Annotated in this window: 10 protein-coding genes; 3 read left to right on the top strand and 7 right to left on the bottom strand. The window is 65.1% G+C overall.

Annotated features, from left to right (window positions below):
• Nucleotides 1–76: 76 nt before the first annotated feature.
• Entirely contained in the window at nucleotides 77–889 is an 813-nt protein-coding gene (locus QA649_RS42140; RefSeq protein WP_283022298.1) for a hypothetical protein, read from the top strand.
• On the opposite strand, the gene QA649_RS42135 is transcribed toward QA649_RS42140, so the two are convergent.
• The 7 genes from QA649_RS42135 to QA649_RS42105 all read right to left on the bottom strand — a co-directional run bounded on the left by QA649_RS42135 (nucleotide 861) and on the right by QA649_RS42105 (nucleotide 9,425).
• Entirely contained in the window at nucleotides 861–1,847 is a 987-nt protein-coding gene (locus QA649_RS42135; RefSeq protein WP_283022297.1) for a dipeptide ABC transporter ATP-binding protein, read from the bottom strand. The genes QA649_RS42140 and QA649_RS42135 overlap by 29 nt on opposite strands.
• Nucleotides 1,844–2,851: an ABC transporter ATP-binding protein gene (locus tag QA649_RS42130; RefSeq protein ID WP_283022296.1), complete on the bottom strand. Its 1,008-nt coding sequence runs from the start codon at nucleotides 2,849–2,851 to the stop codon at nucleotides 1,844–1,846. The genes QA649_RS42135 and QA649_RS42130 overlap by 4 nt, the downstream gene beginning before the upstream one ends.
• Complete coding sequence (locus QA649_RS42125) at nucleotides 2,851–3,744, bottom strand: ABC transporter permease (protein ID WP_283022295.1); 894 nt, start codon at nucleotides 3,742–3,744, stop codon at nucleotides 2,851–2,853. The genes QA649_RS42130 and QA649_RS42125 overlap by 1 nt, the downstream gene beginning before the upstream one ends.
• 9 nt (nucleotides 3,745–3,753) lie before the next feature.
• The gene (locus QA649_RS42120) at nucleotides 3,754–4,701 is read right to left on the bottom strand and encodes an ABC transporter permease (protein ID WP_212340577.1); all 948 of its coding nucleotides are present in this window, start codon (nucleotides 4,699–4,701) and stop codon (nucleotides 3,754–3,756) included.
• A gap of 35 nt (nucleotides 4,702–4,736) precedes the next feature.
• Nucleotides 4,737–6,335 carry an ABC transporter substrate-binding protein gene (locus tag QA649_RS42115; RefSeq protein ID WP_283022294.1) on the bottom strand — a complete coding sequence of 533 codons (1,599 nt, stop codon included), beginning with the start codon at nucleotides 6,333–6,335 and terminating at the stop codon, nucleotides 4,737–4,739.
• 367 nt (nucleotides 6,336–6,702) lie between these two features.
• Nucleotides 6,703–8,253, bottom strand: coding sequence for an AMP-binding protein (locus tag QA649_RS42110; RefSeq protein WP_283022293.1), 1,551 nt, complete (start codon nucleotides 8,251–8,253; stop codon nucleotides 6,703–6,705).
• A gap of 17 nt (nucleotides 8,254–8,270) precedes the next feature.
• Nucleotides 8,271–9,425, bottom strand: a complete 1,155-nt coding sequence (locus QA649_RS42105) for an iron-containing alcohol dehydrogenase (protein WP_283022292.1) — start codon at nucleotides 9,423–9,425, stop codon at nucleotides 8,271–8,273.
• 374 nt (nucleotides 9,426–9,799) lie between these two features.
• Here QA649_RS42105 and QA649_RS42100 point away from each other — a divergent pair, with 374 nt between their 5' ends.
• Nucleotides 9,800–11,005, top strand: a complete 1,206-nt coding sequence (locus tag QA649_RS42100; protein WP_283022291.1) for an efflux RND transporter periplasmic adaptor subunit — start codon at nucleotides 9,800–9,802, stop codon at nucleotides 11,003–11,005.
• A complete protein-coding gene (locus QA649_RS42095) occupies nucleotides 11,002–14,166 on the top strand; it encodes a multidrug efflux RND transporter permease subunit (protein ID WP_283022290.1) in 3,165 nt (1,054 codons plus the stop codon). Before QA649_RS42100 ends, QA649_RS42095 begins: the two co-directional genes overlap by 4 nt.
• Nucleotides 14,167–14,281 lie beyond the last annotated feature (115 nt).

Raw genomic sequence — 14,281 nt, 5'->3', positions numbered from 1 at the left:
TGCTCAATTTGTATTGAACATTGTTCATACTCGTGCTACAAATATTGAACTATGTTCAATTCGTCCGGAGGCCCGCATGTTGCGTGCAAATGATTCCGCCCAAGCGAGCGATGCCATACTCCACCCGGTGTCCCGCCATTTCCCGTTGGGCACCCCACAGCTCCGCGAAAGATATCTGGCAGCGGCGCTCTTCGTCCTCACCCTGGCGGCGCTGTTCGGGCCCGCGCTGCCGGCCGCCGACTGGCACATCCCGCATTTCGTCGACACCCGTGGTTGGCTCGGCGTGCCCAACGCCGGCGACGTGCTGAGCAATCTCGCTTTCCTCGCGATGGGCGTCTGGGGCTCGGAGCGGCTGCGCGGCCGCAATGATGCGCCCGCGGGTGCGAGCTGGTTTTTCGTGGGACTGATCCTCACCTGCCTCGGCTCCGGCTTCTATCATCTCGAACCCGACATGCCGCAACGGCTCGTGGCCGACCGCCTCGGCATGGCGGTGGCGTTCGCGGGCTTTCTCGGCATCGCGGCCAGCGAGCGCATCAGCACGCGTGCAGGCGAGGCGGTGCTGGTGCTGATGATGGTCGCGGGCCTGCTCGCGGCCTGGGTGGCACGCGAGAATCTCACGCCATGGATGGTCGTGCAGTTCGGCGGCATGGCACTCGCTGTGGGACTGGCGCTGACGCGGCCCCGGCCTGGTGCGCTTGGCGTGCCGCTGGGCGGTGTGATTGTCTTCTATGTGCTGGCCAAGCTGTTCGAGCTCGGCGACGCCACCATCTTCGAAGCGACCGGACATATCGTCTCGGGCCACACGCTCAAGCACCTCGCCGCCGCGCTGGCCGCCTGGCCGGTGATCCGGGCGCTACGGCCTACTGACCGCGCCCCGTCCCGTCATTGAGCAGACACGCCACTTGATGCCCGTCGTCTGCATCCACCAGCGCCGGCCGCTCCATCTTGCACCGCTCCATCGCAAACCGGCAGCGGGTGTGGAATGCGCAGCCCGAGGGCGGATTGACCGGGCTCGGCACATCGCCGTCCACCAGCGGCGCCAGCTTCTTCGCGAGCGGATTGGCAATCGGAACGGACGCGAGCAGGGCCTGCGTATAGGGATGCCTGGGATTGCGGAACAGCTCGTCCTTGTCGGCGATCTCGACGATACGGCCGAGATACATCACGGCGACGCGGTGGCTGATATGCGCGACCACGGCGAGGTCGTGGGCGATGAAGAGATAGGAGAAACCATGCTGGCGCTGCAGGTCGATCAACAGGTTGATCACCTGCGCCTGGATCGAGACGTCGAGCGCGGACACCGGCTCGTCGCAGACGATCAGGCGCGGCTCGAGCGCAAGCGCGCGTGCGATGCAGATACGCTGGCGCTGGCCGCCCGAAAACTGATGCGGGAAATTTTGCATCTGGTCGGGCCGCAGGCCCACTTGCTCGAACAGCCTCGCGACGCGCGTCTCCAGCTCCTTGCCGCTTGCAAGCCCGTGCACGGCCAGCGGCTCGCCGACGATGTCGCCCGCGGTCATACGCGGGTTGAGCGAGGCAAAGGGATCCTGGAACACGATCTGCATCGAGCGGCGGTGCGGGCGCAGCGCCGTCTTCGAGAGGTGTGTGATGTCCTCGCCGTCGAGACGGATCTGGCCCGAGGTCGGCTCGACCAGCCGCAGCACGCTGCGCGCCACCGTCGACTTGCCGCAGCCGGACTCGCCGACGAGGCCCAGCGTCTCGCCGGCGCCAAGCGAGAACGAGACGCCATCCACCGCATGCACGGTGCCGACCTGCCGGCGCAGCACGCCGGCGCGCACCGGGTAGTGCTTTTTGAGTTCGGTGACTTCGAGCAGCGTCTCGGTCATGCCACCTCCGCGACTTCTTCCGCGCGCCAGCACGCCGCGAGATGGCCGCCGCCCCAATCCGCCAGCGGTGGATACTCGGCCTCACAGCGCTTGATCGCGAGCTTGCAGCGCGGCGCGAAGGCGCAGCCCTTCGGCAGCCGCACCAGCGAAGGCACGGTGCCGGGAATTTCGTTCAGCCGCGCCTGTGCGGGGACGCCGGATGCAGGGACGGCCGGGATCGAGGCCATCAGCCCGCGCGTGTAGGGATGCTTTGGTGCTGCGAACAACGCCTCGACGCTGGCTTCCTCGACTTTACGCCCCGCATACATCACGATCACGCGCTGCGCAGTCTGCGCGACCACGCCGAGATCGTGCGTGATGAGGACGAGGCCGGTGCCGAGCTCCTTCTGCAGGTCGAGGATCAGCGCCAGGATTTGCGCCTGGATGGTGACGTCGAGCGCAGTTGTCGGCTCGTCCGCGATCAGCAGCGCCGGCCGGCACGCCAGCGCCATCGCGATCATGGCGCGCTGGCGCATGCCGCCGGAGAGCTGGTGCGGATATTCGCGCGCACGCCGCGCCGGTTCGGGGATGCGTACCAGCCGCAGCATCTCGACGGCGATGCCCTGCGCTTCCTTCGACGAGATGTTCCGGTGCAGCCGCACGGCCTCGACGATCTGGTCGCCGATCCGCATCACCGGATTGAGCGAGGTCATCGGTTCCTGGAAGATCATGGAGATGCGATTGCCCCTGACGGCGCGCATCTGCGTTTCATCCAGCGCCAGCAGGTCGGTGCCTTCGAGCGTCACGGAGCCGCCGACGATACGGCCGGGCGGATCGGGCACGAGGCGCATCAGGGACAGCGCAGTGACGCTCTTGCCGCAGCCGGACTCGCCGACGATCGCCAGCGTTTCCCCGCGCTTCACGGTGAAGGAGACGTCGTCCACCGCTTTGAACAGGCCGGAGTTGGTGAAGAACACGGTCTTCAGGTTCTGCACCTCGAGCACGATGTCGGATTTCTGTGCCATCAGCCGCGCTGCCGGGGATCGAGGATGTCGCGCAGGGCGTCACCGAACAAATTGGCGCCGAACACGGCGAGGCTGATCGCGATGCCGGGGAAGATCACCAGCCACGGCGCGGTGCGGACATATTCGGCGGCGGATTCGGAGAGCATGCGGCCCCATGACGGATAAGGCTCGGGAATGCCGAGGCCGAGGAAGGAGAGCGAGGCCTCGGTGAGGATGGTCGAGCCGAGCTGGGCGGTGGCGAGCACGATCAGCGGCGCCAGCGTGTTCGGAAGCACGTGGCGGAGCGCGATGCGCATATCGCTCATGCCGATCGACTTGGCGGCTTCGACGAAGGGCTGCTCGCGCAGCGCCAGCGTGTTGGCCCGGATGACGCGCGACACCGTCGGAATCAGCGGAATGGCGATGGCGATGATGACATTCGGCAGTGTAGGGCCGAGGGCCGCCGTCATGATCAGGGCGAGGACCAGCAACGGCAGCGCCTGCAGCACGTCGGAGACGCGCTGGAACACCAGATCGACCCAGCCGGAGAGATAACCGGAGGTGAGCCCGACGATGACGCCGATCGTGCCGCCGAGCGCGGTCGAGCCGATGCCGACGGCCAGCGAAATGCGCGCGCCGTGGATGATGCGGCTGAACACGTCGCGGCCGAAGGAATCCGTCCCCATCCAGTGCGCGAGACTCGGGCGCGCCAGCGCGCGGGCGGAATCGACCGTGAGGGGATCATAGCGCGCGATGAAATCGGCAAAGATGGCCGTGAGCACGAACACCGTCATGATCACGAGCCCGGCCGCGCCCAGCACATGCCGCTGCGCCATGAACAGCACGCGCCGCCACCCGCCGGTCGCATACGCCCCGGCCCGCCTCAGTTCAACGTCGAAGTCGATTGCGGCCAAGCGGCTCTCCTAATCCGTGTACCTGATCCGCGGATCGAACACCGCGTAGAGCATGTCGACGGTGAAATTCGCGAACACCACCACGACGGCAATGAACATCACGAGGTTCTGCACGATCGGATAGTCGCGCCAGCGGATCGCCTCGACCAGGAAGCGGGCGACGCCGGGGATGTTGAATACGGTCTCGGTGACGATCAGGCCGCCGATCAGGAACGCCGCTTCGATGCCGATCACGGTGATGACGGGCAGGATCGCGTTCTTGAGCGCGTGGTGATAGTTCACGGCGGCATCGGAGGCGCCCTTGGCGCGCGCGGTGCGGATATAGTCCTGCCGCAGCACCTCCAGCATCGAGGATCGCGTGATGCGCATGGTCAGCGCCGCGCTGCGGAAGCCGACGGCGGCGGCCGGCACGGCGTAGGTCGCGAACGCTTCGAGCCAGGTCTTGGGATTGGGATTGAAGATCGGGATCTGGCCGAACATCGCCACCGCCGCGGTGAGGATGAGCAGGCCAAGCCAGAACGAGGGCAGCGACAGGCCGCTGAGGCTGACGACGCGCAGCGCGTAGTCCAGCCGCGTGCCCTGCTTGACTGCGCTGATGACGCCCAAGGGAATGCCGATCGATGCCGAGAACAGCAGCGCCAGCCCGGCGAGCCGCGCCGTGATCGGAATCCGCGGCAAAATCTCCTGCAGCGCGGGCTTCTCCGACACATAGGAGTAGCCGAAATCACCGCGCAGAAAACCGCTGATCCAGTGCCAGTATTGCACGATCAGCGGCTGGTCGATGCCGAGTTCCTTTTCGAGGTTGGCCTTGTCGGCGGGATCGACATAGCCGGCCGCGGCGAACAGGATGTCAACGATGTTGCCGGGCACGATGCGCAGCAGGAAGAAGATGACGACCGAGATCCCGAACAGGGTCACGAGCATCAGGAACAGGCGCCGCACCAGATAGGCAAACATCCTTCGCCTCCTGCCGAACCCGTCAGCCGCCTGCGCTACTTGTCCATCCAGACATCCTCGTAGCGGTAGCCGTTATACGAGCTGTTCGACATGATCGTCACGCCCTTCACATAGGGCTGCCAGCAGCTGCCGGTACGCGCGTGGAAGATGATCGGGCGTGCCACGTCCTCCTGCAACTTCTTGTCGATGTCCCACACCAGTTTCTTGCGTTTGGCGATATCCGTCTCCTGCGACTGCACGTCGAACAGTTTTTCGATCTCCTTGTTGCAGTAATTGGTGTAGTTGCGCTCGGAGCCGCAGGAATAGTTCTCGTAGAAGGACTGGTCGGGATCGTCGACGGCGTTGCCGGTCAGGTTGAGCCCGAGCATGTAATCCTTGCGCGCGATCTTCGGGAACCAGTTCGCGGTCTCGACCACGTCGAGCTCGCCGTCGATATAGATGCTCTTGAGTTGGTCGATCAGGATCACCGCGGGGTCACGATAGACCGGGATGTTGCGGGTCGAGATCTTGACGGCGAGATGCTTGTCCGGCCCGTAGCCGGCCTTCTGCATCAGCTTCTTCGCCTCCTCGCGGTTGGCCTTCACGTCGGGGCCGTAGCCGGGGATGGTCTCGAGCATCTCCTTCGGCATGCCCCACAGCCCGTTGGGCGGCGGCAGCAGGGTGCCGCCGACGTCGCCCTGGCCCTCGAACATGATCGAGATGAAGGCCTTGCGGTCGAGCGCCAGCGCCATGGCGCGGCGGATGTCGATGTTGTCGAACGGCGGCGCGCTCGAATTGACGATGATGTTGGTGGCGACGTTGTTGGGTTCCACCACGCAGACCGCGTTCGGCGCCTGCGACTTGACGTCCTTCAGAAGCGGAATGCTGACCTCGGTCGGGAACGTCATGTCGAACTTGCCGGCGACGAAGGCGAGAATGGCGGTCGAACGGTTCGGGATGATGGTGAACTCGATGCCGTCGAGATAGGGTCGGCCCTCGCGCCAGTAATCCGTGTTGCGCGTCAGCTTGATCGATTCATTGGCCTTGAACTCGACGAATTTGAACGGGCCGGTGCCGATCGGGTGCGTGCGCATGTCGCCCGGCGAGACGTGGCAGGGATAGACCGGGGTATAGCCCGAGGCGAGCAGCGCCAGCAGCGAGGGCTGCGGCCGCTTCAGGTTGAACGAGACCTCGAAGTCGCCATTGGTCGAGATGTCGTTGACCTGCTCGTACCAGGTCTTGCGCGGGTTCTGCCGGAACTTCTGCTGCGCCTTGCCCATCAGCATGTCGAAGGTGCATTTGACGTCCGCCGAGGTGAACGGCTTGCCGTCGTGCCATTTGACGCCCTGGCGCAGCTTGAAGGTCAGGGTCTTGTTGTCGTTGACCCAGGCCCAGCTCTCGGCGAGTTCCGGAAGGATGTTGTCCATCCTGTTCTGCGCCTCGTCCTGCTTGTAGATGACGAGGTTGTTGAACACGGGCATGAAGGGAACATTGAGCGAGTAGGTCGCGCCTTCATGGATCGAGGCATTGCCGGGGCTGTCGCGATGATACATCCGCAGGATACCGCCCTGCTTGGGCCCGCCGGCGAATGCAATGGTCGAAAACGCCAGCAAAGATAGCGCCGCCGTCGCGGCGAGCGCCCGCACGCTCCGCATCCTCGTCCTCCCTGGACATTAGTCTCTTGGGCCTTTTCCGGCCTGTTTGTCAGGACGATAGCGAGGCAGGTGCAGCGAGGCAACGGGCAAGGCCAGCTGCGCTCTCGGCAATTCGGATGACGTAAGGCCGCAGGTTTCACTCTCTCACAATGTGAGAGTGCAGGTGCGAACGGACATCGTGTGCTCGCGTTGCTGGAACTGCGGCGAAGGTGCGCTCCCTCGCCCCGCTTGCGGGGAGAGGGTTGGGGTGAGGGGTAGTCTCCGCGGCGACGGTGAGAGTTGGGTTCGCGGAAGCTCCCCTCACCCGAAATTCAAGCTGCGCTTGAATTTCGGCCTCTCCCGCACGCGGGGAGAGGCGGTGAAGACCTCACACAATCCGCGATGTCTTGTTCCCCCAATACCGATCCCGCAGCAGCCGCTTGTACAGCTTGCCCGTGGGCAGCCGCGGCAGTTCCTTCTCGAAGTCCACCGAGCGCGGCACCTTCTGCCGCGACAGCTGTTGGCCGCAGAACGCGATCAGCTCTTCTGCGAGCGCCTCGCCCGGCCTTACGCCGGGCATCGGCTGCACCACCGCCTTCACCTCTTCGCCGAGATCGGGATTGGGCACGCCGAACACCGCGGCATCGGCGACCTTCGGGTGAGTGATCAGCAGGTTCTCGCATTCCTGCGGATAGATGTTCACCCCGCCCGAGATGATCATGAAGGTCGCGCGGTCGGTCAGATAGAGGAAGCGGTCGGCGTCGACATAGCCGACGTCACCGACCGTGCTCATGCTGCCATCGGCCGAGCGCGCCTCCTTGGTCTTCTCCGGATCGTTGAAATATTCGAACGGCGATCCCGTCTTGAACCACACTTGCCCGGACGTCCCGGTCGGGCACGGATTCATGTTCTCGTCGAGAATATGGAGGTCGCCCAGCAGTACCTTGCCGACGGTGCCGCGATGGCTAAGCCATTCCTCGCTGTTGCAGGCGGTGAAGCCGAGGCCTTCGGTGGCGCCATAATATTCGTGGATGATCGGACCCCACCATTTGATGATGTCGTCCTTGACCAAGGCCGGGCAGGGCGCCGCGGCATGGATCGCGATCTCGAGCGACGACAGGTCGTAGCGCTGGCGCACCTCCTCCGGCAGCTTCAGCATCCGCGAGAACATCGTCGGCACCAGCTGGGTGTGGGTGATGCCCCATTGCTCGACGAGCTGGAGATAGCGTTCGGGATCGAAGCTCTCCATGATGATCACGGTGCCGCCCATGCGGATCGTGAGATTGACGGCAGCCTGCGGCGCCGAGTGATAGAGCGGGGCCGGCGAGAGGTAGACCATGCCCTCGCGGTAGTGCCACAGCTTGGTGAGGAAATCGAACAGCGGCAGATTGTGCTTTGGCGGCTCCTCCGGCAGCGGCCGCAAAATGCCCTTCGGCCGTCCCGTCGTGCCGGAGGAATAAAGCATCGCCGTGCCGAGCCACTCATCGGCGATCGGCGTCTTCGGCAGATTGGCAGTGACATCCGCGAGACCGACGATGCGCTCGCTCTCGCCGGGACCATCGGCGACGATGCAGAGCTTGACCTCAGGGCAGGCCTCGATCGCCTCGCGCGCGATGTCGAGCTTCGCCACCGACGTGATCAGGATCTTCGACTGGCTGTTGACGAGGAGATAGGCGAGCTCGCCCGGCGTCAGGAAGGAGTTGATGCAGGTGTAGTACAGCCCGGACCGCTCGCCCGCGCCGCAGGCTTCGAGATAGCGCGAATTGTTCTCCATGAAGATCGAATAGTGGTCGAGCCGCTTCAGGCCGTGCTTGCGGAACAGATGCGCGAGGCGATTGCTGCGTGCGTCCAGCTCGCGATAGGTGACGGCCTCGCCAGTCGCCGCCATGATGAATGCAGGCTGCAGCGGACGCAGGCGGGCATGGTGACCAGTGTACATCTATCCTCCGGCTTGGATCATGCGGCGAGAAACAGGATTTCCTTGATGTCGGCGGGGCCGTCGATCTTGCGCGGGTTGCGCGGGATCCAGTTCGTGCGCATGGCCTGTTCGGCGATGGCGTCGAAATGCTCCGGCGAGACGTGCACGTCCGCGAGGCTGCGCGGCATGCCGAGCGAGCGGATGAAGGCATCGAGCACGTCGGCGGCGTTATGGCCGGGAAAACCCATCGCGGCCGCAACGATCATCTGCCGCTCGGCATTGTCGCGCGCATTCCAGCGCATCACCGCCGGCAGCATGACGCAGGAGGTGTGGCCGTGCGGCACGCCGAAGGCCGCGCCCAGCACGTAGCCGATGCCGTGGCTCGCGCCCATGGGCACGCCGGCGGCGAGCGCGCCCATCGACAGCCAGGTTCCGATCTGCGCATCCATGCGTGCATCGAGATCGCTGGAATCGGCCTTCACCCGCGGCAGCGCATCGGCAAGCATGGCAAGGCCCTTGACCGATTGCGCGTCCGCGTAAGGGTGCGTCTCGCGCGAGCAGATCGCCTCGACGCAATGGTCGACGGCACGGATGCCGGTGGAGAGGAACAGCCATTCCGGCGTGTGCACGGTGATAGCGGGGTCGAGGATGGTCGCGCGCGGCACAGTGAGCGGATGCCGCAGCATCTGCTTCACATTGGTGCTGCGGTCGGTGACGCCGGCAATCGATGAGAACTCGCCGCCGGCAATCGTGGTCGGCACGCTGACCTGGCGCACGGTCGGCGCATTCATCTCGGGCGCGACACCCTTGTGCACGCGGATGCGCTCAATGCCGTCGATCGTATCGATGCCGTTGGCAAGACAGAGCTGCACGGCCTTGGCGCCGTCGGTGATCGAGCCGCCGCCGACGGTGACGATCAGGTCGGCGGCCACCTCGCGCGCCGCGCGAGTAGCCGCGATCACCGCCTCGCGCGGCGTGTGCGCCGGCATCGCGTCGAACAGGCCGGCACAACGGGAACCCAAAGCTTGCTTGATCTTCTCGATTTCGTCGGTCTGCCGGTTCAGCGTCCCTGAGACCATCAGGAAGGCGCGGCGCGCTCCCAACCGGTCCATCTGCGCCGCGATCGCGCCGGCCGCAGGATGGCCGAACACGACCTCCTCGATCGCGCCGTAAACGACACGTCCCTGGTACACGCCTGTCCTCCCCGGACAAATTCGTTTTGTTTTGTACGGAGAAGTCTAGCCGAGCAGCCGCCGCCCGTCATGCGCGAAGACGCTGGCACGGCTCTTACCCTCCCCTGGAGGGGGAGGGTGACACCGATTGCACCGTAGTCATCGTGCCCGCTCCATTCATGAGCCCCGCGAATAAGTCCATTCGAGTCTTGCCCACTAATCGGTGCGCGCGAGGCCGACTAACTCCCCTGTCAACCCGCCATCCGGCCAGGGCGCTCGTGCGGGCATTGCACGCGCATTGGTCTTGAAGTGTTCATCATTGCCGCCCATCCTGTAGGGCCCGCGCGGTGGCGAACACCCTGCTTTTTCCGCGGTTTTTTGAGTGAGGACCTGGGATGATTGGACCGGACGGAAGCGAGCGATTTGTCAAAAAGCACGATTTCGTTCAGATGCGGCATTGCGCAATAGCGGGCCTCCTCGCCACTTCATTCGCCCTCGCCGGTTGCGGACAGCCGACCTCGCAGGCCGCCGCGCCGCCGCCCGCGCCGGTGACCGTCGCCCAGCCGGTCAAGCGCACCGTCACCGATTGGGACGAGTTCACCGGCCGCTTCGAGGCGGTCGAGGAAGTCCAGGTGCGTCCGCGCGTCGGCGGCTTCGTCAACTCGGTCGAATTCCAGGACGGCGCCATCGTGCGTCAGGGAGACCTGCTCTACGTGATCGACCCGCGCCCGTTCGAGGCGGTGGCGGAACAAGCGGACGGCCAGCTCTCCGACGCCCGCGCCAAGGTCGAGCTTGCAAAGCGCGAGCTCGATCGCGGCCTGAACCTGGTGCAGACCAGCGCCGTGTCCGAGCAGGTCGTCGACCAGCGCCGCCAGGCCCTGCAGGCCGCGCATGCCGCGGAAGTGCAGGCCGCGGGCGCGCTGAAGGCTGCACGGCTCAACATCGAATTCACCCATGTGACCGCGCCGCTCACCGGGCGCGTCAGCCGCCATCTCGTCAGCCCGGGCAATCTCGTGCAGGGTAGCGATACCGGCACCTCGACGCTGCTCACCTCGATCGTTGCGCTCGATCCGATCTACGTCTATTTCGACATGGATGAGGCGACCTTCATCAAATACAGCAAGCTGTGGTTCGAAGGTAAGCGTCCGAGCTCGCGCGATACGGCAAACCCGGTGCAGGTGTCGCTCGCCGGCGAGACCAAGCCGTCGCATGAAGGTACCATCAACTTCCTCGACAACCGCCTCGACGTCTCCACCGGCACGCTGCGCAGCCGTGCCGTCATCAAGAACACCGATCTGTCGATCCTGCCCGGCCAGTTCGGTCGCGTCCGCCTGATCGGCAGCGCGCCCTACGAGGCGCTGCTGATCCCGGACGTCGCCGTTGCGACCGACCAGTCCCGCAAGATCGTGTTCGTGGTCAAGCCTGATGACACGGTCGAGGCGCGCCCGGTCGTGCTCGGGCCGCTCGACGAAGGCCTGCGCGTGATCCGCGAAGGCCTGAAGGCCGACGACCGCGTCATCGTCAACGGCATCCAGCGTGCCCGCGTCGGCGCCAAGGTCGCTCCGCAGACCGCGCAAGCCCCGGCTGGTGGCAAGTCATGAATCTCGGCCGTCTCTCCATCAACCAGCCCATCCTGGCGATGGTGCTGTCGATCGTGCTCTTGATCGTCGGCGCGCTCGCCTACACCACGCTGCCGGTCTCCGAATATCCGCAAGTGGTGCCGCCCACCGTGGTGGTCACCACGCAATATCCCGGCGCCTCCGCGCAGACCGTGTCCGACACGGTCGCAGCTCCGATCGAGCAGGAGATCAACGGCGTCGAGGACATGCTGTATCTCTACAGCCAGGCGACCTCGAACGGCCAGCTCACCATCACCGTCACCTTCAAGCTCGGCACCGATCTCGACAAGGCCCAGGTGCTGGTGCAGAACCGCGTCGCGATCGCGCAGCCGCGACTGCCCGAAGAAGTCCAGCGCAACGGCGTCACCACGCGCAAGAACTCGCCCGACATCCTGATGGTCGTGTTCATGCTGTCGCCCGACGACACGTTCGACCAGCTCTACATCTCGAACTACGCGCTGCTGCAGGTTCGCGACCAGCTCTTGCGCATCGACGGCGTCGGCGACATCCAGATCTTCGGCGCCCGCGACTATTCGATGCGGCTGTGGCTCGATCCCGACCGCATCGCCAATCTCGGCCTGACCTCCACCGAGGTGCTGGCCGCGATCCGTGCCCAGAACGTGCAGATCGCGGGCGGCCAGATCGCCGAGCCGCCGATCGCCGACCGCGCCTTCCAGCCGAACCTGACATTCACGGGGCGGCTCAAGGACCAGAAGCAGTTCGAGGACATCCTGATCAAGGCCGGCGCCGACGGCCGCACGGTGCGGCTGCGCGACGTTGCCCGCATCGAGCTCGGCGCGCTCGCCTATTCCACCAACAGCTTCCTGCTGCGCAAATCGGCGGTCGCCATGCTGGTGACGCAGCGGCCCGGGTCGAACGCGCTCGCGACCGCGAAGCACATCTCCGACACCATGGCGAAGCTGAAGGAGAGTTTTCCGAAAGGCCTCGACTACAATATCGGCTACAACCCGACCGAGTTCATCGCCCAGTCGGTTCACGAGCTGATCAAGACGATCTACGAGGCGATGCTGCTCGTGGTCATCGTCGTGCTGGTGTTCCTGCAGGGATGGCGGCCCGCGATCATTCCGATCATCGCGATCCCGGTCTCGCTGGTCGGCACTTTTGCGGTAATGGCGGCGCTCGGCTTCTCCATCAACAATCTCACCTTGTTCGGCCTCGTGCTTGCAGTCGGTATCGTCGTCGACGACGCCATCGTCGTGGTCGAGAACGTCGAACGCCATCTCGAGCACGGCCTGAGCCGGCGCGATGCCGCGCTCAAGACCATGGAGGAGGTCGGCGGCGCGCTGGTTTCGATTGCGCTGGTGCTGTGCGCGGTGTTCGTGCCGACCGCATTCCTCGGCGGCATCTCCGGGCAGTTCTTCCAGCAATTCGCCGTCACCATTGCGGTCGCGACCGCGATCTCCTGTTTCTGCTCGCTGACGCTGTCGCCGGCACTGGCCTCGCAAATCCTCACGCCGCACGAGGAGAAACGGCCGCCGGCGAGCTGGAATGTCATCGCGCGCGGCTGGAATGCCTTCACCGGCGTGTTCAACCGCACATTCGACCGTCTCGCCCATGGCTATGCCGGCCTTGCCAATTTCGTGATCCGGCATTCGGTGGTGATGATCCTGATCTATGTCGTGCTGATCGGCAGCGCCGGCTGGCTGATCGTGACGACGCCGCAGGGCTTCATCCCCGCGCAGGATCGCGGCTACGTCATCATCTCAGTGCAATTGCCCGGCGCGGCCTCGCTGGCGCGTACCACCGAGGTCGTGCGCGAGATCGAACGTATATCGCTGGATACGCCGGGCATCGTCCGCGTCGCGGCCTTCGCCGGCTTCTCGGGCGCGACGCGCACGCAGGCCGGCAACGCGGCAGCGCTATTCCCGGTGTTCGATGAGCCCGAGGTTCGGATCAAGAAGGGATTGACCGCCAACGCCATCACAGTCGAGCTGCGCAAGCGCCTGTCTGCGATCCAGGGCGCCTTCATCATCGTGATTCCGCCGCCGGCCGTGCCGGGCATCGGCACCGGCGGCGGGTTCACCATCCGCATCCAGGACCGTCAGGGCCGCGGGCCTGAGCTGCTCGCCGCGGCCACCGACGAGCTTGTCGCCGCGGCGCGCAAATCGCCCTTGCTGCTCGGCCCCACGGTGTTCTCGCCGTTCTCGGCTAACACGCCGCAGCTCTTCGTCGACATCGACCGCACCAAGGCGCAGAAGCTCGGTGTGCCCATCGCCAACATCAACGACACGATTCAGACCTATTTCGGATCGACCTATGTCAACGACTTCAACCTGTTCGGCCGCACCTATCACGTCACCGCGCAGGCGGATTTCCCGTTCCGGAAAGAGCCGAGCGACCTCTCGCGCCTGCGCACCCGCAACGCTTCCGGCGACATGGTGATGCTCGGCAGCGTGGTCGAGTTCAAGGACGTCTCGGGCCCGGACCGCGTCGCGCGCTACAATCTCTATGCGGCGTCCGAGCTGCAGGGCGAGCCGGCGCCGGGCACCAGCTCGACCACCGCGCTCAACACCATCAAGAAGCTCGCGGACGACACCCTGCCGAGCGGCTTCACCTTCGAATGGACGGATCTGTCCTATCAGCAGATCACCGGCGGCAATGCCGGCCTGCTCGTGTTCCCGATCTGCGTGCTGTTCGTCTATCTCGTGCTCGCCGCGCAATACGGAAGCTGGACGCTGCCGTTCGCGGTGATCCTGATCGTGCCGATGTGCCTGCTCGCGGCCACCATCGGCGTCCGCATCATGGGGCAGGACGTCAACATCCTCACCCAGATCGGCTTCGTCGTGCTGGTGGGACTGGCGGCGAAGAACGCGATCCTGATCGTCGAGTTCGCGCGCGATATCGAGAACGAAGGCAAGCCGCGGCTGGAGGCGGTGATCGAAGCCTGCCGCCTGCGCCTGCGGCCGATCCTGATGACCTCCTTCGCTTTCATCCTCGGCGTGCTGCCGCTGGTGATCTCGACCGGCTCCGGCTCCGAGATGCGCCAGGCCGTCGGCGTCGCTGTCTTCTTCGGCATGATCGGCGTCACCCTGTTCGGGCTTCTGTTCACCCCGATCTTCTATGTGGTGGTGCGGAACCTCGCCGAGGGGCGGCGGGACAAGAAGCCGGAGGTCGCGACGTAGCGTTTCCCCAACGTCGTCCTGGCGAAAGCCAGGACCCATTACCCCAGGGAGAAGTTGTAGGGCGAGCAGGTTGTGACCGGTCTTCGCCAAACTCCTCGTTGGGGTAATGGGTCCT

It is taken from the genome of Bradyrhizobium sp. CB1717 (assembly GCF_029714325.1).
Taxonomy (GTDB): Bacteria; Pseudomonadota; Alphaproteobacteria; order Rhizobiales; family Xanthobacteraceae; genus Bradyrhizobium.
This window is presented reverse-complemented; position numbering and strand designations above follow the sequence as displayed.

Coding starts and splice junctions, on each gene's coding strand:
- QA649_RS42100 (WP_283022291.1), top strand. CDS start 9,800: ATGATTGGACCGGACGGAAGCGAGCGATTTGTCAAAAAGCACGATTTC.
- QA649_RS42130 (WP_283022296.1), bottom strand. CDS start 2,851: ATGGCACAGAAATCCGACATCGTGCTCGAGGTGCAGAACCTGAAGACC.
- QA649_RS42110 (WP_283022293.1), bottom strand. CDS start 8,253: ATGTACACTGGTCACCATGCCCGCCTGCGTCCGCTGCAGCCTGCATTC.
- QA649_RS42120 (WP_212340577.1), bottom strand. CDS start 4,701: ATGTTTGCCTATCTGGTGCGGCGCCTGTTCCTGATGCTCGTGACCCTG.
- QA649_RS42140 (WP_283022298.1), top strand. CDS start 77: ATGTTGCGTGCAAATGATTCCGCCCAAGCGAGCGATGCCATACTCCAC.
- QA649_RS42095 (WP_283022290.1), top strand. CDS start 11,002: ATGAATCTCGGCCGTCTCTCCATCAACCAGCCCATCCTGGCGATGGTG.
- QA649_RS42135 (WP_283022297.1), bottom strand. CDS start 1,847: ATGACCGAGACGCTGCTCGAAGTCACCGAACTCAAAAAGCACTACCCG.
- QA649_RS42115 (WP_283022294.1), bottom strand. CDS start 6,335: ATGCGGAGCGTGCGGGCGCTCGCCGCGACGGCGGCGCTATCTTTGCTG.